Genomic DNA, 20,061 nt, shown 5'->3' with positions numbered 1-20,061 from the left:
GTGCCAAGAGCACAAACGTTGCAAAAATTCCACCCTTCGGCCGTCCAGCCACGTCTGGCCCTTGGTCGGGCCCGCCGGTCACCAACTCGCCAATCAAGCGCCCAAGAATAGCTCCCGATGCTGCATGATATGTCGTACCGCCAGTGAAAATAGTCAGAATCATTAATATCCTCCAACGTTCGCAGGTGAGGCGATGCGGAATACCGAAATTAGACCGGCCCCACCCCGGAGGATTCTACCCCAGGGCAGGGCCGGCCAGATATTACACCTCTTGAGATTAACCGCCGCCCAGCATAGTTACCCCGTGCCAGCCCTCTTCAGTGCGCCAAACGGATGTCAGGCTAGACCCTCTTGGTAGAATTGCAGACACCCCAGTCATGCATGAATAGGGACCAGAACAAACGCCGTCAGAATTGTTGATTACGACTGTCGCCCTCTGAACGCCATTGCTTCTCATGGCCAAAGCGATCTTGGTTTCTACATGAGATGCGGCCGCGAACCCACCTGCAGCGTCGTGAGGCACGCCAGATTTTTTGAGTGCGTCCCTTACTTGCGAGAATGAACCATTCTCACCGCTTGATACGGGAGCTCCGACTTTATTTCCAGCATCATCTACGACCTGACCAGTCGTAGTCTTGCTGCCTGCCAACTCGTCCGCAATGCCGTCGAGTGCACCGCAGTTGTGGACCAGGACCGGCGTGGCGCCGGCCTCCACGTAGTAGGTGTGGAGGTCGCCGATGGTCAGGTCGTATGTGGTGGTGTGGGCGTGGAAGAGGCGGACGGTGGTGATCTGGGCGGTGCCGGTGGGGGTTTGGAGGAGGTCGCCCTGGTGGAGGTCCTTGGCCTCGACGAAGGCGGACTGGGTCTCGTCGTAGAAGGGGTGGTGGAAGGTGGTGGTGAGGTGGCCGTTCACCGGCGTCGGGGCGGCCGGGGAGACCGCCGCCACCGGGGCCGTGGCCGGGTGGGAGTCGGCCGCGTGGTGGGTCGCGCCCAGGGCGCCCAGGACCGCCGCGGAGGCCGCGAGGCCGAGGGCCGCGCGCCGGACCACCTTCTTCGCGGCGGACGTCACGGCGTTGGCCGCGACCGGCTTCACCCCGACATCCACGAAATCGTGGTCCGTCGTCGTCACGATCACCGCGGTGACCTTGTGGCTCTGCGTGCCGGAGGCACCCGGCACCGAGTTGACGACGGAGTCGCCCACCTTGATCCGGTCGATGGCCTTGGTGCCGCCGCCCGCCATGAGGACACGGGAACCGGCCGTGAAGCTGTGGCAGGTCCCGCTGTCGGTGGCCGACTTGGCGGCGCCCGACTCGCCCTGGCGCGCCGCGGTCTGGGTGGCGTCGCCCGCCGCCGCCTCCTCGGCCTCGGTGGCGCCCTTGCCGAACAGCCCGCCGACGGCCTCCATCGCCTTGGGGGCGAACTTGCTGAGCACCTTGCCGCCCAGCGACCCGAGCGCCCCGCCGATCGCGCCCGCGACGGCGCCCGTCACGGCGGAGGTCGCGAAGGCGCCCGCGCTGCACGCCGCGCCGCCCGCCTCGGCGCACTTGAAGCCCTGCTCGACCAGTGACCCGGCCGCGCCCGCGACCGCCGCGCAGCCGATGGAGCCGACGCCCGCCGTGACCGCCTCGCAGCCCATGAAGACGGCGGTGGAGACCACGAAGGACGTGATGGCCGCCGCATGGTGCTTGGCGTAGGTGGCCGCGGTCTTCACGGCCTTGACGGTGGCGTGATACGCGGTTCTGGATGCCTTCGCCACCGCCTTGGCGGTCTTCTTCACCGCGTGGACCACGCGTTTCGCGACCTTCTTGACCGCGTGGTAGGCCGAGTGGACGGCGTGCACGGCGGCGTGGACGACGCGTTTCACCTTGCGCGCCGCGTAGTGGTAGACGCGGCGGGTGTAGCGGACGGTGGCGCGGTAGACGTCCCGCACGTGGTGGACGACCTTCTTCACCACGCGCTTGGCGGCGTGCACGACCTTGTGCACGATCGGCGGCGTGTAGTGGTAGTAGGCGTACGAGGCGTAGAAGTTGAAGGAGCTCCAACTGCTGGAGGCGTACGAGGTGGCCGCGTGGTAGGTGCTGCTCACCGCGTGGCTGACGGCGTGGCTCGCCGCGTGCCAGACGCTGCCCAGGCCCCAGTTGCCCGAGGGGTCGGTGCCGTCGAGCGGGTTGTCGCCGACGTACGCGAAGGGGTTGGCCGCCGCCTCGTTCGGCACCGGGTTGACGGACGCGGAGTCCTTGTTCATGAAGGTGCCGGTCGCCGGGTTGTACCAGCGTGACGCGGTGCCGACCTTGCCGGTGTCGGCCTCCGTCCAGCCGGACTGGAAGCCGAGGTGGCCGATGAGCCCGTTGTTGGCGGTGACCTTGCCCATCGGGTCGTACGTCGTGGAACCGGCCAGGGTGGTCGCCCCCGGCGCGAAGTTCCCGATGACGTCGTCGTGGCTGTCGGTCAGGGCCAGTTGGCCGGTGCCCGGCGCGGTGCCGCCGTTGATGCCGATCAGTGAGCCGCCGGGATCGTACGTATAGCTGTAGTTGCCGTCCGCGGCGATGGTGTTGTCGGCGCCCGAGTACTGGAAGGCGCGCGAGGACTGGTCGGCCGAGTTGGCGTCGGTGATGTTCCGGCCCGACGCGTCGAGCGTGTACGAGTGCGTGCCCGCGGTGATCTGGTTGTTGTACGCGTCGGTGGAGTAGGCGACTTGGCCGTTGGCGGTGGAGGTGTCCGAGGTCATGGTGCCGCGCGCGGAGTACGCGTAGCTGTGGACGCCGTCCGAGGTGAGCTGGTCGCGGGCGTCGTAGGTGTAGACGTCGGCGCCGACGCGGGTGCGGTTGCCGGAGTCGTCGTAGGAGTAGTTCGTGGTGGCCGTGCCGTTGTTCCACGAGCTGAGGCGGTCGGCCTGGTCGTAGGTGTAGACGTTGTTGGAGGCGCCCGCGACCCCGACGGTGTTCTTCGACGTCAGGTTGCCGTTCCTGTCGTAGCCGTAGGTGATGGCCGACAGTGTGCTGGCGCCCTGCGTCAGGGTGTCGCCGGTGAGGTCGTGCGCGGTGTTGTACGTGAAGGTGCGGGTCTGGCCGCTCGCGCCGTACTTGACCGACGCGGTCTGGTTCAGCGTGTTGTAGCCGTAGGTGAGCGCGGTGCCGGAGGCCGCGTCGTTGAGCGTGGACAGCCGGCCCGCGGTGTCGTATCCGTAGGAGGTGGTGCCGGCCGCGTCCGAGCGGGTCAGCGGTGAACCGTCGTCGTTGTAGGTGAAGTTGGACGAGCCGCCGGAGCCGCCCGCCGACGTCAGGTCGCCGCGGTCGTCGTAGCTGAACGTCTCGTGGGTGGCGGCCTGGTGGTCCTTGGCGCCGGTGGTGCCCGCCTCCGCGGTGTCGGCGGCGGTCACCTGGTTGTCGTGGTCGTAGGTGAAGCTGCGGGTCGCGGTGGCGGCGTCGGCGCCCTGTCCCGAGGCGGTCTTCAGATTGCCGAGCTGGTCGTACGTCATCGTGTGGGTGACGCCGCCGGGCAGCGTGCTGGAGACCAACTGCCCGTCGAGGTCGTAGACGTTGGTGGTCGTGGAGTCGGCCGCCGAGCCGTACTGGGCGGTGGCCGGCTGCTTCACCGTCTCCTGCTGGCCCCACGGGGTGTATCCGTACAGCCAGGAGTTGTTGCGGCCGTCGGTGAACCGGGTCCTGTTGCCCGCCGCGTCGTACCCGAAGGACGTGGTGATCGAGGTGGTCGCGGTGACCGGCTGGATTTCCTGGGTGACGGTGCCCGCCGCGTCGTACGTGAAGTGGCTGGTGTTGCCGTTCGCGTCCGTGGAGGCGGTGAGGTTGCCGACGCCGTCGTAGACCTGGTGGGTCTGCCTGAGCTGCGTGTTGGCGGCGTCGTACTGGGTGCTCAGCGTCGGGTTGCCCGCGACGTCGAAGTCGGTCTCGGTCCAGGTGTTGTCCGGCTGGATCGTCTTCTGCCGGTTCCCCATGAAGTCGTACGTGTACTTGGTGGTGTTGCCCGCGCCGTCGGTGACCGAGGTGACCTCGCTGGCCCGGTCGTACCCGTAGGTGGTGGTGACCCCGGCGGGCGTCGTGGTCGACGCCAGATTCGCGCCGTACGGATTCCCGGTGGTCACCGCGTACGAGTTGGTGGTGGTCAGCACCCGGTTGGAGGGGAAGCGCTCCAGCGTGGTCGCGGTGACCTGCCGGCCGAGGTAGTCCCAGGTGGCCTGGGTGACGGCCCCGGTGCCGTCCGTCACCGAGAGTTGGTCGCCGTTGGTGTCGTACGTGGTGTGCAGCTTGGTGCCGTCCGGCTCGGTGACCTGCGCGAGGTCGCCGAGCTGGTCGTACAGGAAGCCGGTGGTCTTCCCGCCCGGTGTGGTGGAGGAGATCTGGTTGCCGTCGGAGTCGTACGACCAGGTCGACGTGGCCGCCAGCGGGGCGGACGCGCCCGCCGGGGTGTACGGCGGCAGGGTCTCGGAGACCTTGTTGCCGTTGGCGTCGTAGACCGTGGTGGTCTGGTTGCCGGTCGGATCGACCTCTTCGACGGCCTCGCCGAAGGTGTCGAATCCGCTGGTGGTGACCGGCCGTTGGGTGACCGGCTGGCCGCCGCCGGTCTCGACCTGGACGGCGGGGGCGGTGGTGACCGCCAGATTCCCCGCCTCGTCGTAGGAGTAGTCGGTGGTGAAGTTGTCCGCGTCGGTCATCGACTTCGGCAGCCCGCGCTTGTCGTACGTGTAGCGGGTGGTCTGCTCGGTGGAGGAACCGACGGTGCCGCCGGTACGGCCGTTGCCGTACAGCGTGTTGACCTCGGTGCCGGTCAGCGCGCGCGGGTAGACCTGCACGTTGGAGACCGCGCCGGGCAGGAAGTCGGTCGGCGCGCCGTTGTACTTGCCCGCGCCGATGGTCAGCGGGCCGTTCGCGGACCACGGCGCGGTGTTGGTGCCGCTGCCGGACAGCGCGCCGTTGACGTAGATCTGGCTGGCGCCGTTGGCGACGTTGTACACGCCGACCACGTGCGTCCAGGTGTTGGTCTTGGGCACGGCGGTGGAGTACGCGGACGGGAAGGTCGGCGCGGCCGTGTCGGCGCTGGTCTGCTCCATGCTCCACAGCGGCGCGCTGGTGTGCGCGTAGTTGTACTGGAGGTAGAAGGCGCTGGCCGTGGTGCCGCCCTGGGCGACGATCGTCGCGTTGTGGGTCGGCAGCGACGCCATGTTGACCCAGGCGGAGACGGTGTAGGACCCGGCGGTGTTGAGCACCGGGCCGTTGGTGGCGATCTGCTGGCCGGAGGTGCCCGCGAAGGTCGCCGCGTCGCCGCCCCAGGTGACGCCCGAGGCGGCGCCGGTGTAGCCGCTGCCCGAGGTGTCGGTGACGGTGGAGCCGGTGGTCTGGTCGAGCTTCCACCAGGCGGAGGGGTGTCCCGAGGCGTCGCCGTGCAGCGTCTCGGTCAGGGTGTTGCCCGCCGCGTCGTAGGTGGAGGAGGTGGTGCGGTCGAAGCCCGAGGAGTCATGCTCGTTCTGGGTGGCGACCTGGTCGTCCGGGGTGAAGGACACGCTGGTCACCCGGTCGACGCCGGTCGGGTCCACGGTGGTGCTCGTGGTCCTGGAGGCCGCGTCCACCGTGAAGTTGACGACCGTCTGCCCGTTGTCGGTGGTCTGCGACAACTGGTTCCCGGCCGCGTCGTACGTGGTGGTCTGGAGCACCGTCGAGGCCGTGCCGTCGGCGCTCTTCTTGCTCGCGGTGACCGCCAGGCCGTTGTCGGTGTAGGTGTACGACGTCGTGGCGCCCATCGAGTCGGTCACCGACGCCAGCCGGCCCGCCGGGTCGTACGCCCGCGAGGACTCCGTCAGCGTGGTGGCGGCCTGCGGGCTGACCGGGTCGCCGGTGTACTGGAGCGTCTGGGTCAGCAGGTGCCCGTTGTCGTCGTACGTGTAGTTGGTGACCGTGCCCGACTTGGACACTTCCTGCGTCTTGTTGCCCGACGTGTCGTACGTGTACGTCGTCGTCCCGCCGTTGGCGCCGCCCGCGTTGGCGTTGGCGTCGGTCTGGGTGAGGACGTGGTCGTACGCGTCGTAGGTCTGGGTCTCGGTCCGGGGCGCGTCGCCGCCGCTGAGGTCCTTGACCGTCTGCGAGGTGATGTCGCCGTCGGCGTCGAACACCGTGGTGGTGGCCGCCGCGTGGGTGGCGCCGGTGACCCGGTCGGTGAGCTGCGGGTCGTCCTCCTCGGTGATCTGCCCGGCCTTGTCGTACGTGTAGGACGTGGTCAGACCTGCGGGGTAGGTGTCGGAGACGGCCTTCTTGGTGAGCACCTGCCCGAGGCCGTCGTAGGTGTAGCTGGTGACCAGGCCCACCGCGTCGGTGGAGGAGGCCACGTCGCCGTTGTGGAAGTAGGACACGGAGTTGACCGCGCCGCCGGGCGAGACCGACCGCACCGGCAGGCCCTTGGGCACGTTCCCGCTGTCGGCGGCGGGGTAGGTGGCGGTGCCGTCGCTGAACACGGTGGTCGAGGCGCGCCCGTTGGGGAAGCCCGCGACCGGCGGTCCGGTCACCGCGGTCTCGTCGCCGAACGCGTCGTAGGTGTACGAGGTCAGGTACGTGGGGTCGGTCGCCGAGGAGGAGCGGCCGTCCCGCTCGGTGAGCAGCACGTCGTTGCGCGGGTCGGCGGTGGTGAGCTGTTCCGTCGTGTCGTCGGGGAAGTACGTGTAGTACTCGGTGGAGCAGACCTTGGCCGCCTGATTCTGGCAGGTGGTCGAGGAGACGACGTTGCCGCGGACGTCGTGGCCGGTGACGGTCATCGCGCCGTTGGGGTCGGTGACCGTGTGCTCGTAGCCGCCGGTGTCGTAGCCGAAGCTGGTCCTGTTGCCGAGGCCGTCGGTCTCGGTGAGCTGGCGTTCGTTGTTGACGACGTCGTAGGTGTACGTCGTCACCTTGTTCGCCGGGGAGGTGACCTTGACGGTCTCCACCGGCAGCAGGCCGGTGGAGTTCTTGCCCGCCTGGAAGTGGCTCTCGGCGTCCTGCGCGGTCAGCGCGGTGCGGTAGGTGGCGACGTCGGCGAGCGTGCCGTTGAAGTAGGCGACGGTGCCGTTGGTCAGGCCGGTCCAGCCGGAGCCGGTGGTGCCCGCGCCGATGTAGGCGGTGGTCCTGGCGCTGTTGGACAGCGCGGCCGTGGCCGTCTTGGTCGCGGCCTGCGCGCCGTCGAGGTACAGGGTCTGGCTGGTGGCTCCGGCGCTGAGCAGCACATGGTGCCATTTGCCGTCGGTGACGGTGCCCGTGGTGCCCATCTGCACCGAGCCGGACGTGGTGTAGAAGCCGCCGTAGAGCTTGCCGTCGCTGCCGATCCACAGTTGCGGTGTCGTGGAGGAGACGGTCGAACCGATCGCGGCGCTCTGCGTGTTGAGCAGGATCGCGCCGCCGTGGGTGGTGCTGAACCACAGTTCGGCCGAGGCCGCGGTGTCCCCGGTCACGGTGTCGGGCACCTTCACCCAGGAGCTGGTCCCGTTGAACGTGGCGGCCTTCTGGTCGCTGAACGGCCCGGTCGCGCCGAGCGTCACCGCGTTGTACGTACCGGTCCCGCCGCGCGTCTCGTCCAGCGCCGTGGTGGCGCCCGCGGGTTCGCCCAGCCGGAAGTACGTGGCGGGCGCGCCGCCGAGCACCGCGCCGCGGTAGGTCTGGCTGGAGCCGGTGACGGTCGGCGCGCCGAGCTTCCAGACGCCGCCGTTCTCGTCGGTGAGCTGGGTCAGCGCCGTGGTCGCCGGGTCGTACGTCATGGCGTGGTACGTCTTGGCGGACGGCCGGGTGACCGTGCTCAGCAGGCTCGCGGCGTGGGTGCCGTAGGTGCGCAGTGCGCTGGCGTCGGCGGCGACCAGCGGGCGGTCGTACCAGGCGGCGTCGGCGATCGCGCCGTTGAAGTACGTGGCGTAGCCGGTCTTGTCGGTGGTGCTGGAGTGCGGCTGGTCGGGCCAGGCCCCGCCGAGGAAGCCCGCGCCCAGGGTGTTGTACGGCTGGTTCTTGCCGAAGGCGATGCCGGGCTGGATGGAGATCGAGCCGGACACCGAGCCGACCTTGGCGCCGTCCAGGAAGAGGGTCTGGCTGTTGCCCGCGGCGGACAGCACCATGTGGTGCCACTTGCCGTCGGCGACCGAGGCGGTGGTGCTGATCGGCGCGATGCCGCCGCTGTACCAGAATTCGGCCTTCAGCTTGCCGTCGGTGCCGACGTAGGCGGCCGGGGTGTAGCCGCCGGGCGAGTCGCCCGCGGTGACCGGCTGCGAGGCGTAGGAGTAGAGCACGCCGGGCCCGGCGGAGGTCTTGAACCACAGCGACAGGGCGCCGGAGTCGGTGTTGTTGCCCATGTCGAACGGGAGGGTGGCGTACGAGCTGGTGCCGTTGAACCCGATGGCGGTGGCGGCCGATCCGGTGAGCGGGCCCGCCTGGCCGTAGGTGACGCCGCTGTACGCGAGGTTCTTGGTGCCCTGGTTGGCGAGGACCGCGTCCTTGCCGACGGTGCCCGACGCCTCGGACATCGGCCACACCGCCCGCGGGTCGAGGTCGAGCGCGGCGTTCTGGTACTGCGATCCCGCGGTGTAGTTGTACGCGGTGCACTGCGTGCTGGAGATCGGCGAACAGACCTTCGTGAGCTGGTCGTTGGTGTAGCCGTACGTCCAGGTCTGCGCGGAGTTCGGGTCGGCCGCGGTGACCGGGTCGGTGACGACGGTGGCGACGTGCGCGGCGCTCGCGCCGGTGGGTGTCTGCCAGGTCAGGTGCAGGGCGCGGGCGGAGGTCACCGAGGTCATGGTGGTGACGTGGCCGCTGGTCCAGGTGAAGGTGACGGCGCGGCCGTTGGCGTCGGTGACCGAGGTGATGCCGTACGCGCCGGAGCCCAGCGACTGGGTGAAGGCGTACACGGTGGCGTTCTTGTCGGTCAGCGTGTAGCCGCCGGTGACGGCCTTGAAGGTGGCGAAGCGGCCCGCGGGCGGCGAGTAGCTGCCGTCGCCGTTCTTGCCGAAGCCGACCTGGGAGCCGTCCGGGTAGGTGACGACGTTGGAGACGACGGCGCCCGCCGGGTTGTACTGCTCGGTGGCGCGGGCGTCGAAGATGCTCGACCAGCCCGCGCCGAACGCCCCGGTCCAGCGCGGGTCACGGGAGTTGTAGTCGCGGTCGACGTCGAGGCTCGGGCCGACGGTGGAGACGGTCGCGTCGGTGTCGGAGGTGGTGTAGTTGCCGATCGACGGGTCGTAGCCGTGGTCGCTGCTGTTCTGGGACAGCCCCGAGGTGATCAGCGGCTGCGGGACCTGGATCGCCATCTGGTACCAGGTGGCGCCGGAGTACAGCCCCGCGTCCTGCGACTGCACCGTCCAGGAGTAGGTCTGGCCCCACTTGAGCTTGCCCGCCGGGACCGTCCAGGAGCCGGTGGTGAGCAGTCCGGAGTCGACGACCTTGGTGTTGGTGTTGTCGTAGATCTGGAAGTCGTACTTGGTGGTGGTGTTCGCCTGCGAGTTGGCGCCGCCGGACCAGGCGGTCAGTTGGGGGGTGGTGGTGTACTCCACCTCGTTGTCGTTGGGGTACTGCTGGTAGACCTGCGGCGGGGTGGTGCCGGTGTACGTGACGTCGATGTACGGGCCCTTGCCCGCGTCGGCGAAGGAGCCGAACTGCTTCCAGTGCAGGGCGTCGGTGGTGGCCGCGTAGACCGCGAGGCCGTAGTCGGGGGTGGTGCCGTTCATCCAGCCCTGGATGGAGGCGGTGGTGAGCGGCACCTCCACCGCGTTGCCCTTGGTGGGGTCGGCGGCGGTGTTGGCGCAGGCGATGGGGACGCTGGGCGTGAGGTTGCCGATGGACGCGCCGTGCGAGGGGCCGGGGTAGGTGGTGACGCCGGTCGGGGTCCACGGCGCGGTGATCAGCGCGACGTCGAAGCGCTCGGCGGTGCAGGTGGAGGCCCAGGTCTCGAACAGGTGCAGCGACGCGGCGGTCACGGTGACCTTGGAGCCGTCCCAGCCGCCGTACCAGTGGTTGACGAAGGTGTTGGCGGAGTGCGTGCCGGAGTCGTACGAGCCGATCTTGACGGTCTGCTCGAAGGAGTGGTCGCCCGCGGGGTTGCCGGACTCGGCGTAGGTGGTGGTCCAGCCGTCGACGATGCTGGGGTCGACGGTGACGGGGAAGACCCGCGCGGGGTCGTGCAGCCACGCCGGGTCGAGGGTGACCTTCAGGGCGGTGCCGCCGTGGTCGGCGACCAGCCGGTAGTCGACCGCGTAGGTCGTCGTCGGCTCGCCGGAGCGGCGGTCGACCTTGGAGTCGTAGGCGTAGGCGCGCGGTATCCGGGCGGTCACCTTGCCCGCGGCGTCGCGCAGTTCGACCGAGCCGTCCTTGACCTGGACGGGGGTCAGGCCCTGGAGCCTGAGCGGGAAGAGCCAGGAGTTGGCGGCGCTCGCCGCGTGCAGGACGACGGCTTCCTTGACGCCGGTCGCGGACGGGGCGACGACCAGGTCGGTGCGCGGCAGGGCGTCCGGGTACGTGACCTGGTCGCCCGACACGGCGGCGGTGACGTCGGCCGCGCCGGACAGGCCGTACGCGACGGAGTGCGCGGCGTCGGTGCGCAAGGTGGCGAGGTCCGGCGCGGAGGAGCGCGGCGCGAAGTCGACGCCGAGGGAGTTGGCCGCCTCGTGGAGGCGGCCGTCGGCCCGGCGGTGCACGCTGGTGTCGATCGGCTGCCAGGCGCCGTGCGCGTCCCGGTAGTTGACCGGCGTCTGCGACACGCGGCGGGTGTGCGTGCCGTCCGCGTTGTCGAACACCGTGACGGTGTCGGTCGACTTCGCCGCGTTCCGCTTGCTGGTGCGGGCGGAGTAGCCGCCGACGACACCGCTGCGGCCGGACGTGGACGCCTTGCGGAACGGGTGGTAGGCGTCGAGTTCGCCGGACGCCTTGCCGGGCTTGTGCCCCGCGCCGACGTGCGCGCGGGTGGAGTCCGCGGTCGCCCGGTGGCTGTGCCCGGCGGCGGTGCCGCTCTCCTGCTGCGGCACGCGCCCCCAGTGCGGGTGCTTCAGCCACGCGGTGAGCGAGGCGAGGCTGGGCATCGACAGCGCGGGCAGGGTCGCCCCGTCCGCCGCCGCCTGCTCCGTGGTCAGCACCAGTGCCAGCGCGATCAGCGACAGCATCGCGGTGGCACGCAGCCACCGGCGACGGAGGGTTGTTCTCCGGGACGAACGACGGGCGAAGGATGCGCGCACGGCACAGGCTCCTGACAGGATCGACACAGAAAACTTGCCGATCGTGACCGTTTTCCTCACCCGCGGATAGATCGTGGGGACGATCCGGGGACACTCTTTGCCTGTACATCATCAAGCGCGGCGACTTGTGACCCCTGTCCCGGTTCGTTCCGGGAACGATCTTTACGATGGAGGGGTTTGGTCCGCCTTTCGCCCTGCTTTTGGGCAAGAGAGGTCAAGCCCGCGCGGGCCCGTCGGCGGACCCCCTCAGCGACCCCTCAACGACGCCTCAGCGACGCCTCAGCGACGCCTCAGCGACGCCTCAGCGACGCAGCGCGTCGGTCACGGCGGCCTCGACCGCCTTGCGCGTGCTCGCGGCGGAGCCCCCGGGCACGGCGGTGACATTCGCACCGGGCGTGTCAGCCGTACCGCCCGTACCGCCCGCCTTCTCCCCCACGGCCTTCTCCCCCACGACGACGAAGCGCGTGCCGGGGAACTTCGGTCCCGCCGCCGGGACCGCGCCGTCGGGGGCCGCGCCGACCGTCAGGACGACCGTGCACTTGCGGTCGGCCAGGGTCGCCAGATAGGGCCCGGCCGCCGCCGCGCTCTGCTCCCCCGCCATCGCCAGATAGCTGACCTTCGCGTGCGTCCCGGCCGAGGCGTCCCGCATCCCCGCCCACACCGGCGCCGCAGCCGGGTCCGCCAGACCGCGCTCCCCGGTGAGCAGGCACGCCTGCTGGTCGGTGTACGTACGCGCCCGGGCCGGCGGCAGGGCCCGCTCCTTGCCGGGGCCGGAGGACGTCAGGACCAGGGCGGTCACGGTGGCGGCCACCGCCACGGCCGCGGCGCCCGCGAGGAGTATCCAGAGCCGATGCGCGTTCGTCCACGTTTTCACGGCGGGCAGCATATGCGGCGCGGGCCGCCGGGACAGCGGCGGCCGAGGGGTATCTTTCTCGCGGTGAAGCACCGCATAACGGTGTATACGGGACGGACACCGCGGGGCCGCGCCGGTCCGCCGGGAGCGGCGGGCCCGTGGTGCCGGGGCGCGAGTGGCGGAGGTGAGTGGGGATGGCGGGTTCAGGAGTGCCCCCGGCACAGCCGCGTCCCGTATCTTTTCCGGCAGACCCCGACCCAGCTTCCGCGGGAGGACCGACGATGGACAGGGCCGAGGCCGTCATACCGGCGCAGGACACCAGAGCCGCCGCGCCCGGCGGCACCACGGTCGACGACGCGCCGACGACCGGCTTCAGGCTCGGCGGCATCGGGCCGCGCGTCGACCCGTATCTGCTGGCCACGGTCTTCTTCGCGGCGTTCCTCGCGCTGTCGGTCACCCGCTACCGGCGGATGCTCACGATGTCGTGGGACCTGGGCATCTTCGAGCAGGCGGTCGGCTCCTACGCGCACTTCCACGCGCCGGTCGCCGACCTCAAGGGTCCCGGCTTCAACATCCTCGGTGACCACTTCAGTCCGATCACCGCCCTGATCGCCCCCTTCTACCGGGTGTTCCCGAGCCCGGTGACGCTGCTGGTCGCGCAGGCGCTGCTGTTCGCGCTGTCGATCGTGCCCGTGACCCGGGGCGCCGCCCATCTGCTGGGCCGCGGGCGCGGACTGGCCGTCGGCGTGGCGTACGGGCTGTCGTGGGGCGTGCAGCGGGCGGTCGAGTTCGACTTCCACGAGATCGCCTTCGCGATGCCGCTGCTGGCGTTCTCGCTGGAGGCGGTGCTGCGCAGGAAGTGGGCGCCGGCGATGTGGTGGGCGCTCCCGCTGATCTTCGTCAAGGAGGACATGGGCGTCACGGCCGCCGCGATCGGCGCGATCGTGTGGCTGCGGACCCGCAAGGAGACCGAGCCGGACGCCGGGTCCGAGGCCGTGTCCGGGACGTCGTCAGGGGCGGGGTCGGTCGGCGGGTCCGGGACAGTCGGCGGGTCCGGGTCCGCGCGGGGCGAGGACGTCGTCCCGGCGCCGCGCGCCGACGGCGGCGAGACCCCGGAAGCCCCGGAGGCCGACGGGAGCGGGACGCGGGCCGAGGAGCCGCCGCGCCTCAGCGACGGCATGCGGTACGGGCCGTACGCGCTGGGGCTGGTCAGCCTCGGGGTGCTGGCCTCCGCGCTCGCCTTCGCGGTGATCATCCCGGCGTTCAACAGCGCGGGCGGATACGACTACTGGAACAAGCTGAACGGCAACGGGGCGCCGATGCCGGGGCACATCCCGTTCGGCACCGCCGTGCACACCCTGCTGTGGATCCTGCTGCCGACCACCGGCCTGCTGGCGCTGCGTTCGCCGCTGCTGCTGGCCGCGCTGCCGACCATCGGCTGGCGGTTCATCTCGCACGACGACCACTACTGGGGCACCGACTGGCACTACAGCGCGGTGCTGATGCCGGTGGTCTTCCTCGCCCTCGTGGACGCGGCGGCGCTCTCCCGCAGGAGCCCGCGGCCCTGGCTGCGCTCGTACGCCTCGGGGCTGCCCGCGGCGGCGGCGGGCGCCGCGCTGGCGCTCACCTTGACGATGCCGCTGGCCTCGCTCAGCCACTCCGACACCTACAAGGTCGACGCGCACACCAAGGCCGTGGAGAAGCTGCTCGAAACGGTGCCCAGCGGCTCCTCGGTGGAGGCGAACGTCGGGCCGATCAGCCGTCTCGTCCACCGGACCACGGTGTACTGGGTCGGCGACACGCAGGGCATCAGCCCGGACTACATCGTGATCGACAACTCCTCCGGCTGGGTGCCCGATCCGCTCACCTACGCCAAGCAGCTCCACCCGAACGCCGAATATCAGCAGATCGTCAACGCCGAGGGCTATGTGATCATGCACCGGACGAGCCCGCCGAACGGCTAGGGCCGGGCGCGTCGGGCGCAGCGGGACCGGCTCAGGCCGTCGGGTAGTCGACGTAGGCGAAGCGGCGGCTGTCCGGGGCCCAGCTGTGCACGTTGAGGCTGCCCTGGCCGCCGGGGAAGGCCAGGACGTCACGCGGGGCGCCGCCGTCCGGGTCCATGACGCGCAGGACGACGTCGCGGTCGGCCGGGTGCCCCTCGGTGCCGGGCGGGAAGCTGATGTAGAGGACGTGTCGTCCATCGGGTGACAGGTGCGGGAACCAGTTGACGCGCGCGTCCGAGGTGAGCCGCGTCAACTCGGTGCCGTCCGGCCGCATCCGGAAGAGCTGGGCGTGGCCGGGGACGGTCGCGCCGTGCTCGGAGTTGAAGTAGATCCAGGCGCCGTCGGGGCTGAACTCCGGGCCGTCCGCGGGCGCGGGAGAGTCCGTCAGCCGGGTGTCGGGGCCGCCGGCCGCGGGGACGGTGAAGATGTTGCGGTAGCCCCACTCGTCGCCGCCGTACGGCTCGACGCCCACGTACGCCAGCGTGCGGCCGTCGGGCGAGACGCCGTGCAGGAAGTGCCGGAAGGGTCCGGGGCCGCGGTCGTTGGTGACCCGGCGCGCGGGTCCGCCCTCGAACGGCACGGCGTGGATGTGCCCGTCGCCCGCCGACAGATAGACCGTGCCGCCGTCCGGCGAGAGCACATGGTCGTTGTTGGCGTCCGTGATGCCGCCGGTGTCGATGACCTCGGGCGCCCCGCCGCCGGGGGCGATCCGCAGCAGCAGCCCGTCCTGGTTGAAGACCAGCCAGCGGCCGTCCGGCGACCAGTTCGGCGCCTCCAGCGCGCTGTCCGCCGTCTCGTACACCAGGCGCGGCTCGCCGCCGTCGATGTCCCCGACCAGCAGCCGCGCGCGCTGTCCCGCCGCCAGCGGCCGTACGTTCGTCCCCGCTCCGGTGATCGTCACAGCCGCTCACACTAACGCGCCCCGCTCGTGGTGAGCGGGGCGCGTCGGATGAAGCGTGCGTACGGGCTGGGCGCGTACGGCCTTACCTGTGTACGGCCTTGCGTGCGTACGGCCTTACCCGCGTGCGGCCTTGCGTGCGTCCGTGGGACGACGCCGGGTCAGCAGCTCAGGTTGTTGCCCGCCGGGACTCCGAGGATCGAGACGAAGCTCTGGTAGGAGTTGACCCGGCTCTGCACCTGCGCGGGGTTGCCGCCGTTGCACTCGATGCTGCCGTTGATGCTGCGGATGGTCTCACCGAATCCGGCGCCGTTGACCATGGCGTTGTGCGGGGTCATGGTGCCGGGGCCGGTCTGGGTGTTCCAGTACCACAGGCCGGTCTTCCAGGCGACGGCCGAGTCGGTCTGCACCAGGTTGGGGTTGTGCAGCAGGTCGATGCCGAGCGCGTCGCCCGCGGCCTTGTAGTTGAAGTTCCAGCTCAACTGGATCGGCCCGCGGCCGTAGTACGCGGACTGTCCGGCCGGGCAGCCGTAGGACTGGCTCGTGTCGCAGTAGTGCGAGTAGTTCGCGGTGTTCTGCTCGACGATGTAGACGAGGCCGCCGGTCTCGTGGCTGACGTTGGCGAGGAAGGCCGCGGCCTCCTGCTTCTTCACCGTGTCGCTGCCGGTGTTCGCGAAACCGGGGTACGCGCTGAGCGCCGCGGTCAGGCCGCTGTAGGTGTAGAAGGAGTTCCGGTTCGGGAACATCTGGTTGAACTGGGCCTCGGTGACGACGAATCCGCTCGGGTTGCCGGGCGGGGTGGTCGTACCGCCGCCGTTGCAGCCGAACGGGTCCCAGTACCAGGTGCTGATGGTGGGGTCGTAGCCCGGGTTGTCGTGGGAGGCCTTGTAGTAGTTGCCGTTGCTGTACTTGACGATGTCACCGGCGACGTAGTTGTGGCCCTGGACCCACGCCGGGTAGTTGCAGGTCCCGCCGGTGCCGCCCGTGGTGCCGCCGGTGCCGCCCGAACCGCCGGTACAGGCGCCCTGGTCCGACCAGACGTCGGCGGCGCCGGGCGTCTCGCCCTGGGTCCACCACTTCGCCAGCCAGTTGTGGCTGTTGTACGACGCGCCCATGCCGCCGGTGTACACCGACGACGAGTTCCACGCGGTGGAGCAGCCCGCGGCGGAGGCGGTGGACGCCAGCGGTACGAGGATGGCGATTCCTATCGCGACCGCGAGTGCGGTGAGGAACGCTATGAGCCGTTGTCTCGACACGTGACCACTCCTTGTGGGGGTTCGAGTGGGGTCGGGACAGACTCAAGCGGAATGGTCTGGACCTGTCAAGGTCCAGACCATTGAACGTCCGCCGGGCGGTGGGAAACCGGCTGGAACAGCCCTAGTTGTCCAGCACCGTCGTCAGGAACTCCGCCGTCCACTCCAGCAGTTCGCGGCCCACCACCGGCTTGCCGCCGATCCGCGCCGTCGTCGGACGCGGGACGAGGATCTGCTTCGTCGCGTGCTTGAGCACCGTGCGCGGGTAGAGCCGATTCAGCCGCAGCTCCTGCGACTCGCGCAACTCCACCGGGCCGAAACGGACGTTGGCGCCCTGGAGGGTGATGTCGCTGACGCCGACCTTGCGGGCCAGCATCCGCAGCCCCGCCACCAGCAGCAGATTCTCCACCGGCTCCGGCAGCTTGCCGTAGCGGTCGGTCAGCTCCTCGCGGACCGCCGCGATGTCCTCGGCCGTGTTGGCCGCCGCGATGGCCCGGTACGCCTGGAGCCGCAGCCGCTCGCCCGGCGCGTAGTCGTGCGGGACGTGCGCGTCCACCGGCAGCTCGATCTTGACGTCGAGCAGCGTCTCCTCCGGCTCGCCGCCGCTCTCCAGCGCCGAGCGGTAGTCGGCGACGGCCTCGCCCACCATCCGTACGTACAGGTCGAATCCGACGCCCGCGATGTGCCCGGACTGCTCGCCGCCCAGCAGATTGCCCGCGCCGCGGATCTCCAGGTCCTTCATGGCGACGTACATTCCCGCGCCCATCTCGGTGTGCTGGGCGATGGTGGCGAGCCGCTCGTGCGCGGTCTCGGTCAGCGGCTTCTCCGGCGGGTACAGGAAATACGCGTAGCCGCGTTCGCGCGAGCGGCCGACGCGCCCGCGCAACTGGTGGAGCTGGCTGAGCCCGAAGGTGTCGCCGCGCTCCACGATCAGGGTGTTGGCGTTGGCGATGTCGATGCCCGACTCCACGATCGTGGTGGACACCAGCACGTCGAACCGCTTCTCCCAGAAGTCGACCACGACCTGTTCGAGCTGCGACTCCCCCATCTGCCCGTGCGCCGTGGCGATCCGCGCCTCCGGCACGATGGCGCGCAGCCGCGCCGCCGCCCGGTCGATCGACTCCACCCGGTTGTGGATGTAGAAGACCTGGCCCTCGCGCAGCAGTTCACGCCGGATCGCGGCGCCGATCTGCCGTTCCTCGTACGGGCCGACGAAGGTCAGCACCGGGTGCCGCTCCTCCGGCGGGGTGGTGATGGTGGACATCTCGCGGATGCCGGTGACCGCCATCTCCAGGGTGCGCGGGATCGGGGTGGCGGACATGGTCAGCACGTCCACGTTGGCCCGCAGCTTCTTGAGCTGCTCCTTGTGCTCGACGCCGAAGCGCTGCTCCTCGTCGACGATGACCAGGCCCAGGTCCTTGAACTTCGTCTCGGAGGAGAAGAGCCGGTGGGTGCCGATCACCAGGTCCACGGTGCCGTCCCGCAGCCCCTCGATGGTGGCCTTGGCCTCGCTGTCGGTCTGGAACCGCGACAGCGCCCGCACCTTGACCGGGAACTGCGCGTACCGCTCGGCGAAGGTGCCCATGTGCTGCTGCACCAGCAGCGTGGTCGGCACCAGCACGGCGACCTGCTTGCCGTCCTGCACGGCCTTGAAGGCCGCCCTCACGGCGATCTCGGTCTTGCCGTAGCCGACGTCGCCGCAGATCAGCCGGTCCATGGGGACGGACTTCTCCATGTCCTCCTTGACCTCGGCGATGGTGGTGAGCTGGTCGGGCGTCTCCGCGTACGGGAAGGCGTCCTCCAGCTCGCGCTGCCAGGGGGTGTCGGGCCCGAAGGTGTAGCCGGGGGCGGCCATCCGCGCCGAGTACAGCTTGATCAGGTCGGCGGCGATCTCCTTGACCGCCTTCTTCGCCCGCGCCTTGGTCTTCGTCCAGTCCGCGCCGCCGAGCCGGTGCAGCGAGGGGGCCTCGCCGCCGACGTACTTGGTGACCTGTTCGAGCTGGTCGGTGGGGACGAAGAGCCGGTCGCCCGGCTGACCGCGCTTGGCGGGCGCGTACTCGACCAGCAGGTACTCGCGGGTGGCGCCCTGCACGGTGCGCTGCACCATCTCCACATAGCGGCCGACGCCGTGCTGCTCGTGCACGATGTAGTCGCCCGCCTGGAGGGTGAGCGGGTCGATGGTCTTGCGGCGCCGGGACGGCATCCGGCCCATGTCCTTGGTGGACGAGCGCTGCCCCGACAGGTCGGTCTCGGTGAGCACCGCGAGCTTGAGCGCCGGGTCGATGAAGCCGTGCTCGATGGAGCCGGTCGCCACGTGGACCACGGACGCCGCGAGGTCGGCCAGCTCGATGTCGAGGCGGGCCGCGATGCCCTCGCCGCCCAGCACCTCCACCACGCGGGCGGCCGGGCCCTGGCCCTCGGTGACGTAGACGGTGCGCCAGCCGTCGGCCAGCCAGCCCTTGGTGTCGGCGAGCGCGCGTGCGGTGTCGCCGCGGTACAGCTCGGGCGCGTGCATGCCCAGCTTGAGGGTGTCGGCGGCCAGGTCGTCGGCCTCGTCGGCCGCGAAGGGGCTCACCGACCACCAGGGGACGCCCAGCTCGCGGGCCCGGTCGCGGACGTCGGCGATCGACCACAGCGAGGCCGCGCCCAGGTCGATCGGCGCCTCGCCGCCGCCGGCCGACGCCGCCCAGGACGCCTCCAGGAATTCGCGGGAGGTCGCCACCAGGTCGGCGGCGCGGGTACGGACCCGCTCCGGGTCGCACACCACGGCCATGCTGCCCGCCGGGAGCACGTCGAGCAGCAGCTCCATGTCGTCGACCAGCACCGGGGCCAGGGACTCCATGCCCTCCACCGCGATGCCCTCGGCGATCTTGTCCAGCAGTTCGTGCAGCTCGGGGTGGGCGACCGACAGCGCCGCGGCCCGCTCCTTCACCTGGTCGGTGAGGAGCAGCTCGCGGCAGGGCGGCGCCCACAGGCCGTGCTCGGCGACTTCGAGGGAGCGCTGGTCGGCGACCTTGAAGTAGCGGATCTCCTCGACGTCGTCGCCCCAGAACTCCACCCGCAGCGGGTGCTCCTCGGTCGGCGGGAAGACGTCGAGGATGCCGCCGCGCACCGCGAATTCGCCGCGCTTCTCGACCAGCTCGACGCGGGAGTACGCGGCTGCCGCCAGGCCCTCGGTGACGGTGCCCAGGTCGGCGCTCTGCCCGGTCCGCAAGGCGACGGGCTCCAGGTCGCCCAGGCCCTTGACCTGCGGTTGCAGCACGGACCTGATGGGGGCGACCACGACCTGTACGGGTCCGGTCGCCGCGTCGTCGGCCCGCGGGTGCGCCAGGCGGCGCAGGACGGCCAGGCGGCGGCCGACGGTGTCGCTGCGCGGGGACAGCCGCTCGTGCGGCAGCGTCTCCCACGCCGGGTACTCGGCGACGGCGTCCGGCGGCAGCAGGGTGCGCAGCGCGGCGGCCAGGTCCTCCGCCTCGCGGCCGGTCGCCGTGACCGCCAGTACGGTGCGGTGCGCGCGGGCCGCGAGCGCCGCGATGGCCAGCGGACGCGCGGCGGGCGGCCCCACCAGGTCCACCATCGGCCGGGCGCCGGAGGCGGCGGCCTCCACCGCTTCCGCGAGGGCGGCGTCCTCGACGACGACGTCGACCAGACCGTTCAGACTCATGAGGGGTTTTCCGTCCCGGGGCAGAGGCAACGCGAAGCACCCGACACGTGTCACGGGCCGGGGGTACCTCCAGCGTACGACGTACCGCCGACAGCCACAGGCCATCGCGTGAGCCGCGGGGCCGCGGAGCCCGTGGGCGGGGACGCCCGGCGGGGGGGCGGACCGGGGTGCGGGACGCGCGGGCGGCCCCGGAGCGCGGGGGGTTGCG

At 70.6% G+C, this 20,061-nt stretch carries 6 protein-coding genes; 1 reads left to right on the top strand and 5 read right to left on the bottom strand.

Annotated elements, in window-relative coordinates:
* Positions 1 to 277: 277 nt before the first annotated feature.
* Positions 278 to 11,182: a LamG-like jellyroll fold domain-containing protein gene (locus ACZ4EF_RS03510; protein ID WP_467502532.1), complete on the bottom strand. Its 10,905-nt coding sequence runs from the start codon at positions 11,180 to 11,182 to the stop codon at positions 278 to 280.
* A 301-nt stretch (positions 11,183 to 11,483) separates the two neighbouring features.
* Positions 11,484 to 12,056, bottom strand: coding sequence for a hypothetical protein (locus ACZ4EF_RS03505; protein ID WP_467502530.1), 573 nt, complete (start codon positions 12,054 to 12,056; stop codon positions 11,484 to 11,486).
* A 260-nt stretch (positions 12,057 to 12,316) separates the two neighbouring features.
* On the opposite strand from ACZ4EF_RS03505, the gene ACZ4EF_RS03500 reads away from it, so the two are divergent.
* The gene (locus ACZ4EF_RS03500) at positions 12,317 to 13,999 is read left to right on the top strand and encodes a DUF2079 domain-containing protein (RefSeq protein WP_467502528.1); all 1,683 of its coding nucleotides are present in this window, start codon (positions 12,317 to 12,319) and stop codon (positions 13,997 to 13,999) included.
* 31 nt (positions 14,000 to 14,030) lie between these two features.
* Here the strand turns inward: ACZ4EF_RS03500 and ACZ4EF_RS03495 are convergent, their stop codons facing one another.
* The 3 genes from ACZ4EF_RS03495 to mfd form a co-directional block, all read right to left on the bottom strand.
* Positions 14,031 to 14,939: a TolB family protein gene (locus tag ACZ4EF_RS03495; RefSeq protein ID WP_467502526.1), complete on the bottom strand. Its 909-nt coding sequence runs from the start codon at positions 14,937 to 14,939 to the stop codon at positions 14,031 to 14,033.
* Positions 14,940 to 15,097: 158 nt separating this feature from the next.
* The gene (locus ACZ4EF_RS03490; protein WP_355346863.1) at positions 15,098 to 16,192 is read right to left on the bottom strand and encodes a glycoside hydrolase family 19 protein; all 1,095 of its coding nucleotides are present in this window, start codon (positions 16,190 to 16,192) and stop codon (positions 15,098 to 15,100) included.
* 121 nt (positions 16,193 to 16,313) lie between these two features.
* On the bottom strand, positions 16,314 to 19,853 hold the full coding sequence (mfd, locus tag ACZ4EF_RS03485) for a transcription-repair coupling factor (RefSeq protein ID WP_401857016.1): 3,540 nt from the start codon (positions 19,851 to 19,853) through the stop codon (positions 16,314 to 16,316).
* Positions 19,854 to 20,061 lie beyond the last annotated feature (208 nt).

The organism is Streptomyces sp. NPDC025721 (assembly GCF_055558595.1).
This window is presented reverse-complemented; position numbering and strand designations above follow the sequence as displayed.

Coding starts and splice junctions, on each gene's coding strand:
- ACZ4EF_RS03500 (WP_467502528.1), top strand. CDS start 12,317: ATGGACAGGGCCGAGGCCGTCATACCGGCGCAGGACACCAGAGCCGCC.
- mfd (WP_401857016.1), bottom strand. CDS start 19,853: ATGAGTCTGAACGGTCTGGTCGACGTCGTCGTCGAGGACGCCGCCCTC.